The following is a 23,649-nucleotide window of genomic DNA, read 5'->3' on the forward strand; positions in this document are numbered from 1 at the left end:
ATCGCCTCCAACACCAACCGGAACATCCCCGCCAACCGCGACAACCCACCACCACCAAACACCCGCGCATCCGCGACGAGGTCGAGGAAGCCGCTGGCCGCGGTGACCTGGAGGAGGAACTCGGTGCCGCCCTCACCGGCGACGGCCTCGAAGCCGACCTGCTCCTCACTGTCGGTGTTGGCGCGCCGGAACTCGGTGTAGTCGAAGACGACGTCGATCGGGTGCTGGTCCTCACCGGTCAGCCGGTGCACCGCGGGCAGCGGGTAGCGGCGGTGCGGCCACAGCTCCGCCTCGCGGTCGAAGACCGCGCGCACCAGTTCCCGCCAGGTACGCGCACCCCGCTCGTAGCCGAACGGCAGGATGTTGATGTACATGCCGTGCACCCGCTCGGCACCACGCACCTCCGGCCGCGCGTCACACACCAGCCCGGTGTGGAATCGCCGCTCGTCGGTGAGCTGGCTCATCACCTTCAGGTGCGCCGCGTGCAGGACCGCCTTCGGCGACACCTCGCAGGCCGAGGCGAGGGCCCGGATGCGCGGGTCGAGGTCCTGGTAGCTGATCCGGTGTCGAAGGACCGCGCCGTGCGCCGCGTCCGGCTCTCCCCAACCGGACGGCGGGGTGAACTTCACGTACTCGGAAGTGATTTTGCGCCAGTACGCCTGATCGGCGTCGGAGTCCACCGCCGCACGCTCACCGGCGACGAAGTCGGCGTAGCGGACCGCGATCGGCTCCGACGCCTCAGGTGCCATGCCGACGCAGCGCCGCTCATAGCAGCTGCGCAGCTCGGCCAGGAGCGCGTTCAGGTCCCAGCCACCGGTCACCAGGTGGCTGATCGCCAGAGTGAGCCACCAACCACCGTCCGTGTCGACGTGGGCGCTGATCCGCAGCAGCGGAGCGGGGTGCTCGGGGTCGAACGGCCGCGCGCGCTCGGCCTCGACATGCTCACGCAGTTGCGCCTCGGCCCGCTCCGGGTCCAGCCGCAGGACCCGGACGTCGACCGGGACCTCGGAGTGCACGAGTTGCAGGGGCACCGAGTAGCCGTCCAGGGCGAAGGAGGTGCGCAGGGTCTCGTGCCGGGCGACGATGTCCCGCACCGCCGCGGTCAGGGCGTCTGCGGCGAAGGGCTGGCGGCTGTGCACCCGGAAGCACCGGACGATGTGGTAGAGGGACCGCTGCGACTCCTTCTGCATCTGCACCAGCATGCCGAGTTGCACCTGGGCGATCGGGTAGGCGTCGTCGAGGCCGGTCGGCAGGGCGGCCCGGTCTGCCTCGTCGAGTTGCGCGAAGCGGGCCACCGGCTGGAACTGCGGCTCGGGGGTCGCCGTCTGCTTGGCCTCGAGATGCCCGGCGAGCGCCGCGACGGTGCGGTGCACGAAGACGTCGCGTACGCCGACGCCGAACCCGGCCGTCCGCAGCGCGCCGACCAGCGCCACCGCCCGTAGTGAATCGCCGCCGAGGTCGAAGAAGTTGTCCAGGACGCTGACGGTGTCGAGTTTGAGTACCCGGGCCCAGATATCGGCCAGTTGCGCTTCCAGATCCGTACGCGGAGCGACGTGCACCCGCTCGGTGACGGTCACCGATTCCAGCAACGCGGCCCGATCGACCTTCCCGTTCGCGTTCAACGGAATCGACTCCACCGCGACCAGATCAGCCGGAATCATGTACTCCGGCAACCGATCCGCACACTCCTGACGCACCCGCTGCACCAGCCCCACGTCCGGACCCTCCGGAACATAGAAACCGACCAGCCGCGCCTCACCCACCACACCGGAATGCACCACCGCCACCGCGTCACGCACCCCGGCCACCGCGGTCAACACCGACTCGATCTCACCCAACTCGATCCGGTAACCACGCACCTTCACCTGGTGGTCCACCCGACCCACGAACTCCACCACACCATCGGGCAACCGACGCGTCAGATCCCCCGTCCGATACAACCTCGACCCCGGCTCACCGAACGGATCCGGCACAAACCGATCCGCCGTCAACCCCGGCTGACCCACATACCCCCGCGCGACACCGACACCACCCACATACAACTCACCGGTCACCCCCACCGGCACCGGCTGCATCCACGCGTCCAACACATACATCCGCACACCCGGCAACGCCCGACCGATCGGCACCACCGGCAACGTCTGCTCAACCCGAACCGGAAAAACACACGTACCCACCGACGCCTCCGTCGGCCCGTACTCATTAATCAGATTCCCCGGCCCCAACAAACCCAGCCAACGATTCGCCACCGCCGCCGGCAAACCCTCACCAGCAACCACCACCACCGGCGCCAAACCCGCCAACCGGTCATCCGACAACTGCCGACCCAAAATCTCCAAATGACCCGGCGTCAACTTCAAGAAACTAAACGGACCAGCCCCATCCAGCACAGCCCCCAACTCCGCCAGATCCACATCCTGATCCACCATGAACACACGCTGGCCCACCACCAACGGCGCCCACACATTCGGCACCTGCAAATCAAAAGCCACCGACGAGAAAACAGCACAACCAGCCGAACCACGACCAGCCAACTCACCCGCAGCCCACGCCACATGATTCGCCAAACCCCGATGCGTGACCTGCACACCCTTCGGCCGACCCGTCGAACCCGACGTGAAAATCACATAAGCCACATCATCAAGATCCACCACACCCGGCAACACCACCGAACCCACCGGATCCGAACCGGCCACCTCCTCCACCGCCAGAACCCCAACCCCAGCAGCAGCAAACCGATCCACATACCGAGCCGACGTCACCACACACGACACACCCGCATCCGCCAACATCGACTCGACCCGACCCACCGGAAACGCCGGATCCAACGGCACAAACGCCGCCCCCGCCTTCCACACCCCCACCATCGCCGCCACCAGATCAACACCCCGATCCAGCAACACCCCCACCACAGCGCCACGACCCACACCCCGCGACACCAACCCACGAGCAAAACCCACCGCCCGCGAATCCAACTCCGCAAACCCAACCCCATTAACCGCCTCACCCGACGGCACCGCCACAACCTGACGCTCAAACCCCTCCAACACCGACCACGACACCAACTCCCCCACACCCACATCCCCCAACACCACCGACACCTCACCCGCCGGCAAACACACCACCCGCGCATCCCCACCCGGATCCGCCACCATCGCCTCCAACACCACCCGATACATCCCCCCCAACCGCAGGACGTTGGAGTAGCTGACGACGTGCGGACGGCTGAGGATGCTCAGCGTTCCGTCGAGGGTGGAGACGTGCAGGTCGAACTCGCTGGACGCCTCGTAGATGGCGTCGTCGAAGCCGACCCGGTCGGTGTCGACCTGGGCGAAGTCGAGGAAGTTGAACAGGATCTCGATGGGCCGCTCGCCATTGGTGAACCGCTGCACCGCCGGCAGCGGGTAGTGCCGGTGCGGCCACAACTCCAACTCGGCCTCGAAGGTCTGCCGGATCAACTCCTCCCAGGTGGCGGCGGAACCCCGGTGCACGAACGGCAGCGTGTTCAGGTGCATGCCGTACACCCGGTCGGCGCCGGCCACCTCGGGCCGGCCGTGACACACCAGGCCGCTGGTGAAGACGTCCTGGTCGGTGAGCTGGCTCATCACCTTCAGGTGCGCCGCCAGCAGCACGCTCTTCAGCGACGTGCCGGTACGGCTGGCCAGGTTCTTGAGCCCGTCGAGCAGGTCGTGCAGCGGCACCCGGGTGCCGCACTGGAACTCGGGGTCGCTCTCCGGCGCTCCCCAGCCGCTCGGCAGGGTGAAGCGCGGGTACTCGACCACGCCACGCCAGTACGCCTCGTCCTCGGCGGAGGCGAGGGAGGCCAGTTCGGCGGCGACGAAGTCGGCGTAGCGGACCGGCAGCGCGTCGAAGGGCACGGGTGAACCGGTGTCCCGCAGCCGCCGGTAGTTGTCCAGAATCTCCATCAGCAGGGAGTGGTGGCTCCAGCCTTCGAGGATGCCGTGCGACATGGTCAGCACGAACCACCAGGCGTTGCCCTCGCCGATCGCGCCGGCGACCCGGATCTGGGGGAACTCCTCCGGCGCGAACGGGGCGGCCCGTTCGGCGGCCATGTAGGCGCGGAGTCCCTCCTCGGCGTCCGTGCCCCGCAGGTCGAGCACGGCCACCTCGATCGGGACCTCGGAGTGCACGAGTTGCAGGGGCACCGAGTAGCCGTCCAGGGCGAAGGAGGTGCGCAGGATCTCGTGCCGGTCCACGACGGTCTGCACCGCACGGCGCAGCGCGTCGGGGACGAAGGGCTGGTCGTCGTGGATCGGGAAGGCCGACACGTTGTGGTAGGTGTGCCGGTCGGTGTCGGCCAGCATCTGCACCAGCATGCCGAGTTGCACCTGGCCGATCGGGTAGGCGTCGTCGAGGCCGGTCGGCAGGGCGGCCCGGTCTGCCTCGTCGAGCTGCGTGAACGGAGCCACCGGCTCGAATCGCGGTTCGACGGCGGCCTGCGTCGCCTGGATGTGCGTGGCGAGCGCGGCCACGGTGCGGTGCACGAAGACGTCCCGGACCGACGCGGGGAAGCCGGCGGTGCGTAGTGCGCCGACCAGCGCGATGGCGCTGATCGAGTGACCGCCGAGGTCGAAGAAGTTGTCCAGGACGCTGACGGTGTCGAGTTTGAGTACCCGGGCCCAGATATCGGCCAGTTGCGCTTCCAGATCCGTACGCGGAGCGACGTGCACCCGCTCGGTGACGGTCACCGATTCCAGCAACGCGGCCCGATCGACCTTCCCGTTCGCGTTCAACGGAATCGACTCCACCGCGACCAGATCAGCCGGAATCATGTACTCCGGCAACCGATCCGCACACTCCTGACGCACCCGCTGCACCAGCCCCACGTCCGGACCCTCCGGAACATAGAAACCGACCAGCCGCGCCTCACCCACCACACCGGAATGCACCACCGCCACCGCGTCACGCACCCCGGCCACCGCGGTCAACACCGACTCGATCTCACCCAACTCGATCCGGTAACCACGCACCTTCACCTGGTGGTCCACCCGACCCACGAACTCCACCACACCATCGGGCAACCGACGCGTCAGATCCCCCGTCCGATACAACCTCGACCCCGGCTCACCGAACGGATCCGGCACAAACCGATCCGCCGTCAACCCCGGCTGACCCACATACCCCCGCGCGACACCGACACCACCCACATACAACTCACCGGTCACCCCCACCGGCACCGGCTGCATCCACGCGTCCAACACATACATCCGCACACCCGGCAACGCCCGACCGATCGGCACCACCGGCAACGTCTGCTCAACCCGAACCGGAAAAACACACGTACCCACCGACGCCTCCGTCGGCCCGTACTCATTAATCAGATTCCCCGGCCCCAACAAACCCAGCCAACGATTCGCCACCGCCGCCGGCAAACCCTCACCAGCAACCACCACCACCGGCGCCAAACCCGCCAACCGGTCATCCGACAACTGCCGACCCAAAATCTCCAAATGACCCGGCGTCAACTTCAAGAAACTAAACGGACCAGCCCCATCCAGCACAGCCCCCAACTCCGCCAGATCCACATCCTGATCCACCATGAACACACGCTGGCCCACCACCAACGGCGCCCACACATTCGGCACCTGCAAATCAAAAGCCACCGACGAGAAAACAGCACAACCAGCCGAACCACGACCAGCCAACTCACCCGCAGCCCACGCCACATGATTCGCCAAACCCCGATGCGTGACCTGCACACCCTTCGGCCGACCCGTCGAACCCGACGTGAAAATCACATAAGCCACATCATCAAGATCCACCACACCCGGCAACACCACCGAACCCACCGGATCCGAACCGGCCACCTCCTCCACCGCCAGAACCCCAACCCCAGCAGCAGCAAACCGATCCACATACCGAGCCGACGTCACCACACACGACACACCCGCATCCGCCAACATCGACTCGACCCGACCCACCGGAAACGCCGGATCCAACGGCACAAACGCCGCCCCCGCCTTCCACACCCCCACCATCGCCGCCACCAGATCAACACCCCGATCCAGCAACACCCCCACCACAGCGCCACGACCCACACCCCGCGACACCAACCCACGAGCAAAACCCACCGCCCGCGAATCCAACTCCGCAAACCCAACCCCATTAACCGCCTCACCCGACGGCACCGCCACAACCTGACGCTCAAACCCCTCCAACACCGACCACGACACCAACTCCCCCACACCCACATCCCCCAACACCACCGACACCTCACCCGCCGGCAAACACACCACCCGCGCATCCCCACCCGGATCCGCCACCATCGCCTCCAACACCACCCGATACATCCCCCCCAACCGGAGCAGGGCGTCGTGGCTGACGTGACGTCGGCTGGCCTGGAGGGTCAGGAAACCGAGCCGGCTGAACACACCCAGCGGGAACTCGGTCGGGCTGTCGTCGATGGATTCGGCGTAGTCGATGTCTGCGGTGTCGATCTGGTGGAAGTCGTGGTAGCTGAACCGCACGTCGAGCAGCCGGGCGTCCTGCCCGATCTCACGTTGCAGGGTGGACAGCGGGTAGCGGCGGTGCGGCCACAGCTCCACCTCGGCCTCGAAGGTCCGCCGGATCAGCTCCTCCCAGGTGGCGGGTGCGCCGTCGTAACCGATCGGAACGGTGTTGAGGTGCATGCCGTACACCCGGTCGGCACCGGCCACCTCGGGCCGGATGTTGCAGACCAGACCGGTGTAGAAGCGGCCGGCCTCGGTGAGCTGGCTCATCACCTTCAGGTGCGCCGCCAGCATGACCGACTTGTAGGGCACGCCGAGACGCCGGGCGAGGTCGCGCAGCGCCGATTCGAGGTCCTGGAGCGGCACCCAGTGCTCGTGCTTGGCCCCCTCCGGGGCTGCCGGATCGGCCCAGCCGACCGGCAGCTCGTGCCGGGTCCGCCCGACCAGGGCGCGACGCCAGAACTCGCGGTCCAGGTCACCGGTGACCGACCGCTGTTCGGCGGCCACGGCGTCGGCGAACCGGACCGACGGGACCGGCTGCGGCGTGGGCTGCTCGCCGGCGCGGATCCGGTGGTACTCGCGGACCAGCTCCATGATCAGGGAGTGGTAGCTCCACCCGTCCAGGATCGGGTGGCACTCGGTCAGGGTGAGCCACCAGCTACCGTCGGAGCAGGTCCGGGCGTGCAGCCGCAGCAGCGACGGCCGGTCCAGGTCGAACAGACGGGTGCGCTCCACGGCAATGAAGTCGCGCAGTTCCCGGTCCAGTTCGGCCTGGTCGACGGCGTGGCTGTGGTCATGGGTGACGGTCAGCTCGGCGGTGGCGTGCACCAGCTGCATCGGCACCGAGTAGCTGGTCAGGTCGAAGGAGGTCCGCAGCACCTCGTGGCGTTGCACCAACAGCGCCGCGGCGGCGCGCAGCGCCTCCAGGGAGAACTCTCCCGCATCGCGCACCCGGTAGCTGGTCACGTTGTGGTAGTGGTTCTGCTCGGTGTCGGCGAGCAGTTCGACGAGCATGCCGAGCTGCCCCTGGGTGCACGGGTAGGCGTCCACGAGGTCGGCGGGCAACGCGGCCCGGTCGGCGGCGCTGATCAGCTCGAACGGGGCGACGGTCGGCTCCGGCTCGGCGGCCGGGCGCGCGGTGATCAGTTCGGCCAGCTCGGCGACGGTACGCCGCTCGAAGATGTCCCGGACCTCCACGTCGAGGTGCGCGTCGCGCAGCGCGCCGGCCAGCGCCACCGCGCGGATGGAGTCGCCGCCGAGGTCGAAGAAGCCGTCGTGCACACCGACCCGGTCCAGCCCGAGGGTGGTGGCCCAGACGTCGGCGAGCTGCTGCTCCACGATGGTGCGCGGGGCCACGTACGGCCGCTCGACGGGAGCCACCGTCCGGTCCGGGGAGGGCAGCGCGGCGCGGTCGAGCTTGCCGTTGTTGGTCAGCGGGATCCGGACCAGCGGCACGAACGCGGTGGGGATCATGTAGTCGGGCAGGGTCCGGCCCAGCGCCGCCCGAACCTGCGAGGGACGCAGGAGCGCCGGGTCCTCACCGGCCACCAGGTACGCGATCAGACGCTGGTCGCCCGGCCCCTGCTCGTGCAGCACCACCACCGCGTCTCGGACACCCGGCAGCGCGGTCAGCGCCGCCTCGATCTCACCCAGCTCGACCCGGTAACCACGGATCTTGACCTGGTGGTCGATCCGGCCGAGGAACTCCAGCCCGCCGTCCGCGTTGCGCCGGGCGAGGTCGCCACTGCGGTACAGCCGGGATCCGGGCGCACCCCACGGGTCCGGGACGAACCGCTGCGCGGTCAGCTCGGGGCGGCCGAGATAGCCACGCGCCACCCCGGGTCCACCCACGTAGATCTCGCCCGGCACCCCGATCGGAACCGGCTGGCCCTGCGCGTCGAGCAGGTATACGCAGAGGTCGGACAGCGGCGCGCCGATCGGGTTGGCCGTGCCGCCCACCTCGGCGTCGACGACGCGGTGGTGGGTGGTGTGCACGGTGGTCTCGGTGATCCCGTACATGTTGATCAGCTGGGGTGCGTCCAGCCCACGGCGGGCCACCCAGGGCGTCAGTTCGGCGTAGTCCAGCTGCTCGCCGCCGAAGGTCACCACCCGCAGGTCGAGCCGGTCCACCCGGGGGTCGCCGTCGGCCGCCAGGCAGACCAGGGCGCGGAACGCCGAGGGCGTCTGACTGAGCACCGTGACCCGGTGCTCGACCAGCTGGTCGAGCAGTTCCTCCGGCGACCGGATCACCGCACGCGGCAGCACCAGCAGCCGACCACCGTGCAACAGGCAGCCCCAGATCTCCCAGACGGAGAAGTCGAAGGCGTACGAGTGCAGCAGCACGAACACGTCGTCCGGACCGAACCGGTAGTCCTCGGCGGTCACCGTGAACAGGCGCAGCACCTGCCGGTGCGCCACCGCGACGCCCTTCGGGCGGCCGGTGGAACCCGAGGTGTAGATGACGTAGCAGAGGTTGTCCACGTCCATCGGCACGGCAGGGTCGCTGGTCGGCTGGGCGGTCAGCTCGGCGACGAACGCGGGGTCGTCCAGCAGCACCACGGTGCCGTCGAAGTCGGCGAACCGGTCCCGCGCGCCGACGGTGGTCAGCACGATCTCCGCACCCGCGTCGTTGATCATGAAGTCGAGCCGGTCGTCCGGTGAGGTCGGGTCCAGCGGCAGGTACGCCGCGCCGGACTTGAGCACGCCGAGCAGGGCTGGCACCAACTCGACGTCGTGGTCGAGGTGGACACCGACCAGCCGCTCCGGGCCGGCGCCCTGGGCGACCAGCCAGTGCGCGAGCCGGTTGGCGGCGGCGTTCAGCTCGGCGTAGGTACGGGTGGTGTCGCCGACCGTCAGCGCCACGGCGTCGGGTCGGGCGGCCACGAGTTGTTCGAACCGCCCGTGCACGGTCCCGGTGACCGGGTCGGCGGTGAGCGGGCCCCGGGTCACCATGGCCTGCTCGGCCTCGCCGAGCAGGCTCAGGTCGGACAGGCGGGCGGTCGGCTCCGCCGCCACCTGCTCGTACAGTCGCACCAGGTGCTCGGCCATCCGCTCGACGGTGGCGGTGTCGAACAGGGCGGTGGCGTACTCCAACCGGCCGCGCAGTCCGCCGTCGACGCCCTCGACCACGTGCAGGGTGAGGTCCACCTTGGCCGAGTGCAGCGGCAACTCCACCGGTTCCACGCTCAGACCGCCGGGCCAGGTGGTGCTCGGCGGGTCGCTCTGGAGGGTGAACGCGACCTGGTAGAGGGGGGTACGGGAGAGGTCGCGCTCCGGTTCCAGCTCGTCGACCAGCACGGCGAACGGCGCGTCCGCGTGGTCGAACGCGTCCAGCACCGTGGTCCGGTTCTGCTCCAGCAGGGCGGCGAACGTCGGGTCGCCCTCCCACCGTCCCCGCAGCACCAGGTTGTCGATGCCGTAACCGACCAGGTCGCGCAGTTCTGAGCGGCTACGCGCCGACGACACCGTGCCGACGGCGAGGTCGGTCCGTCCGGTGTAGCGGGACAACAGCACCTGGAATCCGCTGAGCAGCGAGACGAAGACGGTGGTACCGGCGTCGCGGGCCGCCGCACGCAGCGCGTCGCCGACCTCGGCGGTCAGCGTGAAGGGAACCGACGAGCCACGCCAGTCGCGCCGCTTCGGGCGGGTACGGTCGACCGGCAGTTCCACCGGAGTCAGCCCGGCGAGTTGGTTCCGCCAGTAGTCGAGGGACCGGGTGACGGCCTTGTCGTGCAGCCGACCCCGCTGCCAGGAGGCGAAGTCGGCGAACTGTACGGCGGGGGCCGGCAGCCGAGGCTCGGTGCCGCCGCTGAGGGCGGCGTACAGCTCGGCCAGCTCGTTGGTGAGCACCGCCACCGACGGGGCGTCGCAGGCGATGTGGTGCAGCACCAGCGCCAGCACGTGCTCGTCGGCGGCCAGCCGGACCAGCAGCGCCCGGACCGGCCACTCCTGGGCGAGGTCGAATCCGACCGAGGCGGCCTCGGCGAGGACCTCGGTGAGCGCTACCGCCCGCTCGGCGGCCGGGTGGGCGGTCAGGTCCACCTCGGACAGCTCGAGGTGGGCCGCCGGGTCGATCACCTGCACCGGTGCGTCACCGGCGAGCGCGTAGCGGGTGCGCAGGATCTCGTGCCGGGCGACGAGGGCGTCCAGGGCGCCTCCCAGCGCGGTGACGTCGAGGTCGCCGCGCAGCCGCAGCGCACAGGAGACCAGGTACTCCGCGCTGGTCGGGTCCATCCGGTTGAGGAACCACATCTGCTGCTGCCCGTGGGACAGCGGCAGCAGACCCGAGCGGTCCACGGCCGGAATCCGGCTGCGGCGGGCGGTACGACGGCCGGCCAGCCGACGCTGGACGAGTTCTTCACGCAGGTTCGGCTCGTTGGCGGTGCTGGTCATCGGATTCCCTCCGTGAATAACCCGCCGGTGAGCGGGCGAAGAAGGCGGAACTAGTGCAAAGGGGGCGGGCAGAGCTGGTCTGCGGGCAGGTCTGGTCTGGTCTGCGGCAGGGCGGACGAGGCGGCTACGCCGCTCAGTGCCCGGGTCGCGTCAGGTCGAGAGCGGCGGCGTCGTCCAGGGCGGCGTCGTCCAGGGCGTCGACCTCGGCTCGGATCAGGTCTTCGATGGCGATCGCCTGGGCGCGCACCGTGGGGTGCTCGAACACCAGGCGGATCGGCAGGTCGAGGTCGAACTCGTCCTGCAACTCGCCGATCAGCCGGGCGGCGAGAACCGAGTGCCCGCCCAGGAGGAAGAAGTTGTGCGTGACACCGATCCGCGCGTCCAGCAGCTGCGACCACACGGCGGCGATCCGTTTCTCCAGCGTGCTCTCGGGGTCGACGAACTCGGTGGTGTCCGCGGTGCCGTCGGCGAGGGCCGCGTCGAGCCGGCGGCGCAGGGCCTCCCGGTCGACCTTGCCGTTGGCGTTGAGCGGTATCCGTTCCACCGGCACGAACAGGCTCGGCACCATGAAGTCGGGCAGCTGGCGGGCGCAGTGCGCGGGCAGGTCGGCGGCATCGCCGGTGTAGAAGGCGACCAGGCGGTCCTGGTGGGCGAGGACCACACACTCGCGTACGCCCGGATGCTCGAGCAGGACGGCGCCCACCTCGCCGGGTTCGATCCGGTAGCCGCGGACCTTGACCTGGTCGTCCACCCGGCCGACGAAGGCCATCGTGCCGTCGGGCTGCCAACGCCCCAGGTCGCCGCTGCGGTAGAGGCGCGCGCCCGGCGGTCCGAAGGGGTCCGGCACGAAACGGTCGGCGGTCAACTCCGGCTGACCCACGTAGCCGGTGGCCAGGCAGGCACCGCCGATGTACAGCTCACCTACCGCGCCGACCGGCAGCAGCCGCATCTCGTCGTCCAGGATCCGCACCACGGTGTTCGCCATCGGCCGGCCGATCGACACGATCTCGGTATGCTGCTCGGTCTCCACCGGATAGGCCGACATGATCACCGTGGTCTCGGTCGGACCGTACGAGTTGATCAGGCCACCGGGGCCGAGCAGTCGCCACCACCGGTTCGCCACCGACTTGCTGAGCACCCCACCGGCCACCCAGAGCTGGCCGGCCAACCGCTGCGCCTGCTCCCGGTCGATCTGGCCGGCGAGGAGTTCCAGGTGCGGGGGCGTCATGATGAACCGGTCGTACGGCCCGGAGGCCAGCAGCAGTCGGCCGAGGTCGGTGAGGTCGAACTCCTGGGGAAGCAGGGTCACCGGCCGACCGGCCACCAGCGGACCCCAGAGGTTGGAGATCGACAGGTCGAAGGCGATGGTGGAGAAGAGTGGCGCGCCGCCACCGGTCGGGCGTCCACCCCGGTCGCCGAGCGCCTCGGTCTCCGTCGCGCAGGCGAGGAAGTTCGTGATCGCGGTGTGGGAGAGCAACACTCCCTTGGGTCGACCGGTCGACCCGGAGGTGAACAGCACGTACGCCGACTGCGCCGGATCGAGGTCACGGGGCGGCGGGTCGGTCGACTCGGCGCTGATCAAGAGCCGATGGGTGTCCACCTGGAGCGTCGGCACCTCGAACCGCTCGGCGTACCGTGCGTCGGTGACGGCGAGACCGACGTCGGCGGTGGCGAGCAGGTAGCCGATCCGTTCGGCGGGATACGAGGGGTCGAGCGGAAGACACGTGGTGCCCGCCTTCCAACAACCCAGGATCGCGGCGACCAGGTCCGGACCACGATCCAGCAGCACCGCGACGACCGCGCCCGGCGCCACGCCGGAGCGGCGCAGGTGATGGGCGAACTGGTTGGCCCGGCCGTCCAGTTCGGCGTAGGTGGTCACCGCCTCGCCCTGGCGCAGCGCCACGGCCTGCGGTGACGCGGCCAGCCGTGCCTCGAACAGGTCGACCACGGTGGTGGCCGGACGGGGCACCGTCGGCCCGTTCCACTCGTGCAGCAGCCGGTGTCGCTCCTCGGCGGTGAACGGGTCGAGTTCGTCGAGGCGTACGTCGGGACGGGTGGCGGCGTCCTGCCACAGCCGGACGAGATGGTCGGCCAGCCGTCGTACGGTGGACTCGTCGAACAACGCGGTGGCGTACTCCACCGCCCCGGCGAGCGAGCCGTCGGGCTGCGGCCAGAGGTGCACGGTCAGGTCCGTCTTGGCCACCGTGGAGGCCCGCCGCAGCGCGTCGACCGCGACCGGGTCCTCGGCGACCGAGCCGGTGATGCCACCCTCCTGGTAGTTGAGCATCACCTGGTAGAGCGGGGTGCGGGAGAGATCCCGCCGGCCGAGCAGGTCGTCCACCACCCGGTCGAAGGGCAGGTCCTGGTGCGCCAGGGCGGCACCGACCACATCGGCGACCCGCCGCAGCGCCCGCACCACGTCAGCAGCCGGATCGAGCGTGCAGCGCAGCACCACCGGGTTGAGGAAGATCCCGGCGATCTGGTCGGCCTCGGGCGGCCGATGCCCGGAGGTGGGCACGCCGACCGGCACGTCCCACTGCCCGCCGTACCGGGCCAGCAGGGTGGCGAAGCCGGTGAGCAGCGCGACGAACGGGGTGACCGCGCAGCGGCGCGCCAGGTCGGTGAGGGCGTCGGCGACCTCCGCCGGCACCGTGAAAGCGAGCATCTCGCCGCGCGCGTCCCGTTCGGCGGGTCGCGGGCGGTCCAGCGGCAGCGGCAACTCGGGCAGCCCGGCGAGGGTGTCCCGCCAGTACGTCAGCTCCCGCTCGACCACCTCGTCGGTGAGCTGCTGGTGCTGCCAGACGGCGTAGTCGGCGTACTGCACCGGCAGCTGCGGCAACTCGGCGGGGCGTCCGGCGGCCGTGGCCAGGCACAGTTCCCGCAGATCCCGTTCGAGGATCAGGGCGGTACCGGCGTCGGAGGCGATGTGGTGCACGGCCATCACCAGCAGGTGGTCCTGACCGGACGCGGTGGCCAGCGCGGCCCGCCACAGCCGTCCGGCACCCAGGTCGAAGCCTTCGCCGAGCTGCGCCGAGACCAACTCGGCCAGCCCGCCCTGGCTGACGTCGCGCACCTCGACGGCGGCCGGTGCCGGCGGCACGACCTGCTGCCGGGGCACCCCGTCGACGACCAGGTAGCGGGTGCGCAGCGGCTCGTGTCGCGCCTCCAGGGCGGACAGGGCGGCGACCACGTGGTCCGGGTGGACGGTGGCGGGCAGCCGCACGTAGATCGGGACGACCCACTCCCGGCTGCCCGGGTCGAGCTTGTCGAGCATCCAGAGTCGTTGCTGCGCGGCGGAGAGCGGCAGGGGTCGCTCACGCCCCACCGGCAGCACGGGCACGGCCGGTGCGGCGGCGTCCAGCAGCCGGGCCTGGGCGGCCACGGTGGTCGCGGTGAGCAGGTCCCGCAGCGCCACGGTGCCGCCCGCCGCCGCGCTGAGCCGGCTTTCCAGTGCCAGCGTCTCCAGCGAGGAGCCGCCGAGCTGGTAGAAGTCGTCGTCGACCCCGATCTCGTCGACGCCGAGCAGGTCCCGCCAGACGGCGGCGACGGTCCGTTCCGCACGGGTCGTCGGTGGTCGCAGTGCCGCCCGGTCGACCGGCTCGATGGGCGGCAACGCCGACCGGTCGACCTTGCCGCTGGGGGTGCGGGGAAGGTCCGCGAGCGGTTGGAACACCACGGGTACCAGCGCCTCGGGCAGGCGGCCCACGCAGAAGGCGCGCAGCTGCGCCGGGGTGGGTGCCGGTCGCCCGACGACGTACGCGGCGAGCTGCCGACGACCCGCCGGGTCGGTGTGGCCCACCACCACCGACGCGCGGACGTCCGGATGCCCGGCGAGCACCGCCTCCACCTCGGCCGGTTCGATCCGGACGCCGTTGACCTTGAGTTGGTGGTCGACCCGGCCGACGAACTCCAGGTTCCGGTCGGAGCGCCAGCGGACCTGGTCGCCGGTGCGGTAGAGGCGGGCACCGGGCGGGCCGTACTCGTCGGGGACGAACTGGTCGGCGGTCAGCTCCGGCCGGTGGAGGTAGCCGCGACCCAGGTTGGCCCCACCGACGTACAGCTCGCCGACCACGCCCACCGGCACGGGTCGCCGGTCGGCGTCGAGCACCTGGAGCCGGATGTCGGGCAGCGGACGGCCGATCGGCACCGGCCCGGTCAGCTGCTCCGGATCGACCAGGTGGGCCGTCACGTCGATCGCGCACTCGGTCGGGCCGTAGGTGTTCCAGATCTGCACCTGGGGGGTGACCGCGAGCCGTCGGCACAGTTCGGCGTGCAGCGGTTCACCCGCCGAGAAGATCAGCCGCAGGCTGGTGCAGTCGGCCCAGCCGGGCTCGTCGACCAGCCGCCCGTACACCGTCGGCACGCCCTGTAGGACGGTGATCCGGTGCCGGGCGACGGCGGCGACGAGGGCGCCCGGATCGCGGTGCGCGTCGGGGGGCGCCAGCACCACGGTGCCGCCGCTGGCCAGCGGGGCGAAGAACTCCCATCCCGCCGCGTCGAAACTGACCGAGGTCTTCTGCAACACCCGGTCGGCGGGGCCGAGGCCGTGTTCCCGGATCGTCCAGGTCACCCGGTTCGCGATGCCCCGGTGGGTGATCAGCACCCCCTTGGGGCGGCCGGTGGAGCCGGAGGTGTAGATGGCGTAGGCGACCGACTCCGGGTCCGGTAGCGGTACCGGGGCGGTGGTATCGGCGGCGGAGATCCGGCTCCGCTCGGTGTCCAGGCACACCACCCGGGCGGGTGCCGCCTCGTCGCGGAGCGTGCTCAGGGTGAGCAGCACCTCGGCACCGCTGTCGTCGAGGATCCACCGTCGGCGCTGCGCCGGGTGGTTCGGGTCCAGCGGCAGGTAGGCCGCGCCGGCCCGCCAGATCCCCAGCAGTGCGACCACCAGGTCGACGCCGCGATCGAGGTTGACCGCCACCAGGGTCTCCGGCCCGACGCCCAGCCCGGCCAGGTACCGCCCGAGCTGGTTGGCGCGCCGGTCCAGCTCGGCGTAGTCCAGCTGCCCGGTGTCGCCGTCCACCGCCGTGGCGGCGGGGGTCAGCGCGGCCTGCCGGGCGACCAGCTCGGAGAGCGTGCTCGTTCCCGGAGTGATGGCTGCTGGCATCGCCAGCGGAACGATGCTCATCGGTACTCCTCCTCGGGGACCGGGCGGGGCGTCGGGTTGGTTCGTGGGCTTCAGGCGGTGCTCTGGGACTCCATGCGCTGGCGCAGGCTCAGCGGTCGCATGTCGGTCCAGAGTTCGCCGATCCGGGCCAGGCACTCCTCGCGCGTGCCCTCGGTGCCCTCCGCCCGCCAGCCGGCCGGCGGCTCCCGGTCGGTCCACCAGACCGAGTACTGCTCCTCGTCGTTGAGCACCACTCGGTAGCTGCGGTCGTCGCTCATTGCCACTCCTTCGGTGATCCGGCGGACGCCCCGATGGCGTCCGGCACAGGTAGGAAGTCGTCGACGCGTACGCCGAGGCCCCGCCGGTCAGCGGTGGCCCGCACGTGCTCGGCCACGGCGAGGTCCAGCACCCCGAGGCCGAACGGGGACACCACCACCGGCCTGTCGTCGTCGGGCAGCCGGACCTGGCCGCCGGCCAGCCCGCCGATCGTGGCGTGGACGAAGTCCCGCCCGCCGGTGAGCTGTTCGGCCAGGTGCAGTGAGGTGTGCTCGCGGCAGACGTGGTCGGCGTCGTCGACCACGTTGCGGGCCGCCAGCACCGCCTCGGGCCGCAGGTCACGCAGGGACAGGTGCAGCAGCACCGTGCCCGGACGGCAGGCGTCCAGGTCGAGGTGGGGGGCGGTGGCGGTGGTGGCGATGGCGACCAACCGGTGCGCGGCCAGCGCCTCCTCGGCGGTGCGGGCCAGCGTCGTGGGCACCTCCGGCAGCAACGCGCGGGCCGCCTCGGCGAACGCCGCCGCCCGCGCCGGGTCCGTGTCGAACAGGGTGAGCGCCGGTGGCGGGGCGACGGTGCCGGCGACGAACCGCAGCACCTGCTGGTTGATCAGACCGCAGCCGATCAGGGCCAGACCGTCCGGGCGACGGTGCGTGGTGAGCAGGTCGGCCGCCAGCGCCGCGCTCGCCGCGGTACGTCGGGCGGAGACGACCGACCCTTCGACCAGCGCCACCGGATGCCCGGTACGCATCGAGTTCAGCACGATGGCCGCGCTGGCCCGTTCCAGGCCCTGGGCGAGGTTGCCGGGGAAGGACGAGATCCACTTGATGCCGGCGACCGGCGGGTCGGTGTCGAGGTGGGCGGGCAGCCCGATGACCCGGTCGCGGGGCCGATCGGGGAAGCGCAGGAAGACCGAGTGCGGCACACTGCTGCGCCCCTGCTCGTGCAGCAGGTACGCCTGACGGACCAGGTCCACGACCCGGGCGTCGTCGCCGTCGAGGATGTCGCGTACCACGGCCTGACCGATGATCAGCATGACTCGTCCTTCCACAGATGGGTGATCTCTCCGAAGTGTCGTACCACCCATTGATCGGAATAGATCGTGTCGAGATAGCGATCACCGTTGTCCGGCAGGATCAGCACGGCGGTGGCCCCCGCCGGGATCTGCGCGATCCGGCGGTGCAGCGCGGCGACGGTGGCACCGGAGGAGCCACCGGCGAGGATGGCCTCCCGGTTGAGCAGCAGCCGGCACCCGACCACGCAGTCCAGGTCCGAGACGTGCACCACCTCGTCCGGCGCCGCGTCGGCCGCCAGGGGCGGCGTGATCGACGCACCGTGACCGGGGATCAGCCGTGGCTCCGGTTGACCACCGAAGATCGCGCTGCCCACCGCGTCCACCGCCACCACCCGGGTGGACAGTCCCTGCTCGCGCAGGTAGCCGACGCAGCCGACCAGCGTCCCGCAGGTGCCGGTGGTGCAGTACAGGTAGTCGACCTGCCCGTCGAGCGCGGTGACGATCTCGGCCATGGTGCGCCGTTGCGCCGCGGCGTTGAGCGGGTTGGCGTACTGGTCGGGGCGGTACGCGTCCGGAATCCGTTCGCACAGCTCGCGGACCCGGTTCTGCCGGACGGGCAGATATTCCCCGGTCACCGGGTCGGGGTGTTCGACCATCTCGATCTCCGCGCGGTACGCGTGCAGGATGGCGAGGTTCTGACGGGTGGTCTTCGGGTCGACCACGCAGATGAACCGGATCGCGTAGTACGCGCACACCTGGGCGAGGCCGATGGCCAGGTTGCCCGAGCTGGACTCGATCACCACCGACCGGCCGGGCACCAGCTCACCCGACTCGATCTTGCCGCGCAGCATGCTCAGCGCGGTGCGGTCCTTGATGCTGCCGCCGGGGTTGAAGCGCTCCAGCTTCACGAATATCCGAGAGGGAGAGTCCGGGAACAGCCGGACCAACTGGACCAGCGGCGTGTTCCCGATCGTCGAGAGGATGCCCTCACGCACCGTTCCTCCCTCCACAAGTGGCCTTTCCAGTGCCATGACGTTGTCAATCAGGGCTATACGGGCCCTATACCGGTGCCTCGCCGCTCACGCGGTTCCGGAGCCGGCCGGTGACGGGGGTGCACCGACCGGCTCCGGCCCGAGTGGCGACGGCCCGACCCGGCTGGCCGGACCGCTCACCACCGGGTCTATCGCGCGCCCAGCGCCAGCAGGTCGCGCAGTTCCGTCTCGTCGACCATCGGCGCGCGGGACACCACGGTCTGCGGTGCCGTGCAGGCCACCCGCAGCATCTGGAGGAAGTGCCGGGCCAACCGCCGCACGGTCGGCTCGTCGAACAGGTCGACGTCGTAGCCGAACTCGGCCTCGATCCGGCCGTCGTTGTACTGCGTGAGGGTCGCCGAGAGGTCGAACTGACCCTCGTCGTACGGGATGTCCAGGAGCCGGACCCGGTGCCCGACGAACGGGTGGCGCTCGTAGGTGAAGTCGTCGTCGTGCTGGTGCGCGAGCAGCGTGACGGTCACCCGTACCACCGGCCCCTGGCTGCGTCGGCTCGCCTGGACCAGCGGGAACGGGTAGGCCGCGTGCGCCACCCCGTCGGTCAGTTGCCGACTCGCGGCGGCGATCGCCTCGGCGAAGGTGGTGCCCGTGTCGAACGAGCCGCGCAACGCGATCGTGTTGACCAACAGTCCGACCACCCCACGCAGCGCCCGCCCCCGACGCAGCGTGGCGGGACACCCGACGGTGAACTCGCCCAGCCCGCTGTAGCGGTACATCGTGGCCTGGAACGCGGCGAGCACCACGCTGTACGGCGTGACTCCGGCCGTGGCGGCGGCCTGCCGCAACCCGACGACGAGGTCGTCCGGCAGCGGCTGGCTGAACGCGCCGCCCCGGAACGAGCGCACCGGCGGGCGGGGGCGGTCGGTCGGCAGGGTCACCGCCGTGGCACCGTCGCAGACCCGGTCCCAGTACGCCCGTAGCCGCTCGCCACGCTCGCCGGAGAGCGCCGCCTGCTGCCGGGCCAGGAAGTCGTCGTAGGTGCCGCCGACCGGCGGCAACTCCACCGGCCGTCCGGCCCGCAACGCGGCGTACACCTCGGCCAGCTCCTGCCAGACGATGCGCTGCGAGTGGAAGTCGGTGGCGATGTGGTGGACGACCACCACCAGGACGCAGTCGGTCCGCCGCCGCAGCAGCGCCGCCCGCAGCGGGCCGTCGTCGCCCAGCCGCAGCGGCTGGTCGCCGAGTTTCTTGCACCGGCGCAGCAGCCCGTCGTCGTCCAGGTCGGGCACGTCGTGCACCTCGACCTCGGTGGGTGGGTCGCGGTCCACGACCCGCACCGGCCCGTGGTCCGTCTGCACGAACCGGGATCGGAGCAGGTCGTGGCGGGACCGCACCACGGTCAACGCCCGGCGCACCAGATCGGGATCGAGTGCCGGCTCGACGTACAGACCGTGCACCACGTTGCTGGCCGCGCTATCCGGCGCGAGCCGCTGGACCAGCCACAGCGCGCGCTGCCCGACCGACAACTGCCGGACGTCCTCGGTCACATCGAGGACCTGGCGGCGAGGACGAAGTCCGTGATGTCCTGGACCTTCGCGAAGTTGCCGACCTCCTCGTCGGGCACCTCGATGTCGAAGTGGTTCTCCACGGCGGCGAGCAGGTCGACCAGTTTGAGGCTGTCCAGGCCGAGGTCGACGAAGGCGTCCCCCGGGTTGATCTGCCGGTCGACGTTCTCGGTCATCAGTTTGCGGGTGAGCCGCACGACGTCCGGGAACACCTGGTCAACAGCGATGGTCATGGTCATGGTCCTTTCGACAGAGGGGACTGGTCAGGGCATCCGGATGAGTTGACCGGCGTAGGCGAGGCCGGCGCCGAAGCCGAGCAGCAGCACCCGGTCACCGGGGCTGGTCTGGCCGCTCTCGTACAGCCGGCTGAGCGCCAGCGGAACCGACGCGGCCGACGTGTTGCCGGTTTCGACGACGTCCTTGGCAACCTTCTCGGCGGGGATCTCGAGGATCTCGGCCAGTTGGTCGATGATGCGCAGGTTCGCCTGGTGGGGCACGAACCAGTCGATGTCCGCCAGCTCGATACCGGCGAGGTCGCACACCCTGCGGGCCACCCTCGGCACGTTCTTGGTGGACCACCGGTAGACCAGCGGACCGTCCATCTTGGCGAACTCGCGGCCGTTGGCGTCCCACCTGGTGCCGAGGATGTTGGCGCGTCGGCCGTCGCTGCCCCACACCACCGGGCTGATGCCGTCGGTCTGCGCGGCGGAGACCACCGCCGCACCCGCGCCGTCACCGAAGATGACGTACGTGGCCGGATCCTCCGGGTCGATGAAGCGACTCAGTTGCTCCGCCCCGACCACCAGCACGTTGCGGGCGCTGCCCGCCCGGATCTCGTTGGCCGCGACCCCGACCGAGTAGGCGAAGCCGGCACAGGCGGCGTTCAGGTCGAACGCCCCGGTGGCGTCGATGCCGATCCGGCTGGCCACCTCGGGCGCGCCGCCCGGGATGCGGTCCTTCTTCGTCGCCGAGGCGAGGATGACCAGGTCCACGTCGGCGGGGTCGACGTTCGCCATGGCGAGCGCCTTCCCGCCGGCCTCGGCGGCCATCATCGTCACGGACTCCTCCGGTCCGGACCAGTAGCGCGACCGGATGCCGGTCCGCTCCTCGATCCAGTCCGGGGTCACACCAGCCTCGTCGGCGATCTCCTCGTTCGTGACCAGTCTGCTCGGCCGGTAGGCACCGAGCCCGGTAATCGCCGCACCAGTCATCTGGGCCATCAATCCCTCCACACCACGCCGGTCGGCGTCCTGGTGGCACCGTCCGGGAGGGAGTGTTCGACGGCGATCTCACAACTTCTCTACATCGCGGCGGTATGGAAAAGAGATAGCCGGGCCGGCGACCGTACGCGGGGAGTGTGCCGCCGCACGCTGGCCCGCCCGGTCGGAAGGAAGCGCATGAAGGATCTCCGTGGCAAGGTCGTGGTCATCACCGGAGCCGGCTCGGGGATCGGTCGGGCGCTGGCCATCGAGCTGGCCGCCCAGGGTGCCCGGCTGGCTCTCTCCGACGTGGCCCCCGACGGCCTGGACCGCACCACGGCGGCCTGTGCCGAGTTGGGGGCCGAGGTGCGCGGCTATCCGCTGGACGTCACCGACATGGCGGCGGTGCAGGCGCACGCGACGCAGGTCCGGGCCGACTTCGGCGGCGCCGACCTGGTGGTCAACAACGCCGGGGTGAATCTGCTGGCCACGGTCATCGAGGCCAGGTACGAAGACGTCCGCTGGGTGCTGGATGTCAACTTCTGGGGCGTGGTGCACGGCACCCGGGCGTTCCTGCCGCTGCTCGTCGCCGCGCGCGGGCACCTGGTGAACATCTCCAGCATGTACGGCCTGACCACCGCTCCGGCCCAGACTGCGTACAACGCGGCGAAGTTCGCCGTCCGGGGCTTCACCGAGGCGGTGTGGCAGGAGATGCAGGTCGGCGGCGTGCCGGTGACGGTCAGCTGCGTCTACCCGGGCAACGTACGCACCGACATCTTCACCAGTGCCCGCACCGGGCGGGGCCTGGGCTACGACGGGATCCGGGAACGCTTCGCCCAGGAGGCGGCCGTCTCGGCCGAAGCGGCCGCCCGGGCCATCCTGCGGGGGATCCGCCGCAACCAGATGAGAATCATCGTCGGGGCGGACGCCCGTCGGGTCGACCTGTCCTCCCGGCTGCTCGGCACGCTCTACCTGCGACTGCGGGCGCGACGGGCGCGCGCCGAGGCGAGCCGGCTCCGCCTGGCGGCCATGCGGGACCGGCTCGCCGCGCACCGGGTCAGATCGTCAGGCCACCGTCGACCGTGATGACCTGTCCGGTCAGGTAGGAGGCCCGCTCCGACAGCAGGAACGTCACCACCGGGGCGATCTCCTCGGGCTGCCCGAGTCGGCCGAGAGCGGTCCGCTGCCCGACCCCGTCGGTCAGTCCGGCCGGCAGGTCACTGAGCATGTCGGTCTCGATGAAGCCGGGCGCCACGGCGTTGACCCGGATCCCGTACGGGCCAACCTCCTTCGCCAGCGCCTTGGTGAACCCGATGATGCCCGCCTTGGACGCGGAGTAGTTGGTCTGACCGGGGCTGCCGGTGATGCCGGCCACCGAGGAGAGCGTGACGATGGCCCCGCCCCGACGGCGCATCATGCGCCGGATCGCCGCCCGGCAGACCTGGTAGACCCCGCCGAGGTTGACGTCGACCACCGACTGCCAGTCCTCGGCGGCCATCATCGCCACCGGCCGGTCCCGGATGATGCCGGCCACGGTGACCAGCGCGGCCACCTCACCCAGGTCGCGTTCCACCTCGGCGACGAACTCGCGTACCCGGGCCGGGTCGGCGACGTTCACCTGGCGGGCCAGCACCCGCGCGCCGACCTCCTCCACCTCGGCGGCCACCTTCGCGGCGGCCTGCCCGTTGCTCTGGTAGCAGAAGGCCACGTCGTACCCGTCCGTGGCGAGCTGCCGGACCACCGCCCGGCCGATCCCCCGGGACCCTCCGCTGACCAGCGCAACCGGTCGTCGGACCTCACTCATGTCGACTCCTTGCCGTCGGATACCCCGGCCAGGGCGGCGGGGCGCAACGTGGCGGCCGGACGCACCGCACCGACCAGGCGGCCGACCCGCATGACGACCTCGGAACCGATCACGGTCTCGCCCTCGACGAAGCCGGTGTCGGCGAGCAGCCGGGTCAGCCGCACCCGGTGCTCGACCGTCTCGCCGGGCCACACCGGCCGACCGAACCTGATCTCCTCAAAGACACCGGCGACCGGCACACCACCGGTCAGCACGTCCGGCATCGGCCGGTCGTGTCGGATCAGGACCAGCGCGGCCTGTCCCCACGACTCCAGCAGCAGCACCGGGGGCAGTGGATGGCTTCCGGTGACGGTGTAGCTGCCGACCAGGTGTCGGCGGGGCACCAGTTCACTGACCCGGTCGACCAGCAGCATCGGCGGTCGGTGCGGGATGAGCCGCCGGATGTCGTCGCCGTCGAGCATCAGTCACCTCCATTCCGGTAACGCAGCACCACCTCGGCGGCTGGTGCGTCGGAGACGGTGACGGTGCCGTGGCACAGCTCGCCGTCGCGGCGGACCTTGATGACCAGCTCGTCGTCCAGGTCGATGGCCCGGAGGAACCGGCAGTACACCAGCTCGGCGAGGACCACCGTCGGCGCCGCCGCGAGCACGGCGCGGTGCACGTACTCGACGATGTGCACGCCGGGCAGCAGGGGGAAGCCGGGATAGTGCCCGGCGAAGACCGGATCGGCCCGATCCGGGCGTACCCGGGCGACGATCTCGTCGTCGCTGGCACGGGTCAGCTCGATCCGGGCGGTGGTGGCGCACTCGGGCGAGGTTCTGCTGGTCACCTGCCG

12 protein-coding genes are annotated in these 23,649 nt (G+C 70.5%); 1 reads left to right on the plus strand and 11 read right to left on the minus strand.

The window, feature by feature from the left end; translation table 11 throughout:
• The 8 genes from FF096_RS22560 to FF096_RS22595 form a co-directional block, all read right to left on the minus strand.
• On the minus strand, positions 1 to 10,862 hold a 10,862-nt coding region (locus FF096_RS22560), incomplete at its 3' end, for a non-ribosomal peptide synthetase (protein ID WP_155221565.1).
• 133 nt (positions 10,863 to 10,995) lie between these two features.
• The gene (locus FF096_RS22565) at positions 10,996 to 15,990 is read right to left on the minus strand and encodes a non-ribosomal peptide synthetase (protein ID WP_230462863.1); all 4,995 of its coding nucleotides are present in this window, start codon (positions 15,988 to 15,990) and stop codon (positions 10,996 to 10,998) included.
• Positions 15,991 to 16,040: 50 nt separating this feature from the next.
• Positions 16,041 to 16,247: an MbtH family NRPS accessory protein gene (locus FF096_RS22570; RefSeq protein ID WP_155221566.1), complete on the minus strand. Its 207-nt coding sequence runs from the start codon at positions 16,245 to 16,247 to the stop codon at positions 16,041 to 16,043.
• Complete coding sequence (sbnB, locus tag FF096_RS22575) at positions 16,244 to 17,278, minus strand: 2,3-diaminopropionate biosynthesis protein SbnB (protein WP_155221567.1); 1,035 nt, start codon at positions 17,276 to 17,278, stop codon at positions 16,244 to 16,246. The genes FF096_RS22570 and sbnB overlap by 4 nt, the downstream gene beginning before the upstream one ends.
• Positions 17,272 to 18,288, minus strand: a complete 1,017-nt coding sequence (sbnA, locus tag FF096_RS22580) for a 2,3-diaminopropionate biosynthesis protein SbnA (protein ID WP_375335373.1) — start codon at positions 18,286 to 18,288, stop codon at positions 17,272 to 17,274. The genes sbnB and sbnA overlap by 7 nt, the downstream gene beginning before the upstream one ends.
• Positions 18,289 to 18,437: 149 nt before the next feature.
• Positions 18,438 to 19,793 (minus strand): condensation domain-containing protein, encoded by a 1,356-nt coding sequence (locus FF096_RS22585; RefSeq protein WP_155221568.1) that lies wholly within the window; start codon positions 19,791 to 19,793, stop codon positions 18,438 to 18,440.
• Complete coding sequence (locus FF096_RS22590; RefSeq protein WP_375335374.1) at positions 19,790 to 20,044, minus strand: acyl carrier protein; 255 nt, start codon at positions 20,042 to 20,044, stop codon at positions 19,790 to 19,792. The genes FF096_RS22585 and FF096_RS22590 overlap by 4 nt, the downstream gene beginning before the upstream one ends.
• Positions 20,045 to 20,074: 30 nt before the next feature.
• The gene (locus tag FF096_RS22595; RefSeq protein ID WP_230462866.1) at positions 20,075 to 21,022 is read right to left on the minus strand and encodes a beta-ketoacyl-ACP synthase III; all 948 of its coding nucleotides are present in this window, start codon (positions 21,020 to 21,022) and stop codon (positions 20,075 to 20,077) included.
• Positions 21,023 to 21,208: 186 nt separating this feature from the next.
• Here FF096_RS22595 and FF096_RS22600 point away from each other — a divergent pair, with 186 nt between their 5' ends.
• Positions 21,209 to 22,096 (plus strand): SDR family oxidoreductase, encoded by an 888-nt coding sequence (locus FF096_RS22600; protein WP_155221570.1) that lies wholly within the window; start codon positions 21,209 to 21,211, stop codon positions 22,094 to 22,096.
• On the opposite strand, the gene fabG is transcribed toward FF096_RS22600, so the two are convergent.
• Genes fabG through FF096_RS22615 form a run of 3 tightly spaced genes read right to left on the minus strand, consistent with a single transcriptional unit; the run spans position 22,068 to position 23,643 of the window.
• Positions 22,068 to 22,814, minus strand: coding sequence for a 3-oxoacyl-ACP reductase FabG (fabG, locus tag FF096_RS22605; RefSeq protein ID WP_155221571.1), 747 nt, complete (start codon positions 22,812 to 22,814; stop codon positions 22,068 to 22,070). The genes FF096_RS22600 and fabG overlap by 29 nt on opposite strands.
• A complete protein-coding gene (locus FF096_RS22610; RefSeq protein WP_155221572.1) occupies positions 22,811 to 23,275 on the minus strand; it encodes a 3-hydroxyacyl-ACP dehydratase FabZ family protein in 465 nt (154 codons plus the stop codon). The genes fabG and FF096_RS22610 overlap by 4 nt, the downstream gene beginning before the upstream one ends.
• Positions 23,275 to 23,643: a hypothetical protein gene (locus FF096_RS22615; RefSeq protein ID WP_155221573.1), complete on the minus strand. Its 369-nt coding sequence runs from the start codon at positions 23,641 to 23,643 to the stop codon at positions 23,275 to 23,277. The genes FF096_RS22610 and FF096_RS22615 overlap by 1 nt, the downstream gene beginning before the upstream one ends.
• Between the last annotated feature and the right edge of the window lie 6 nt (positions 23,644 to 23,649).

The organism is Micromonospora sp. CP22 (assembly GCF_009712475.1).
Lineage (GTDB): Bacteria > Actinomycetota > Actinomycetes > Mycobacteriales > Micromonosporaceae > Micromonospora.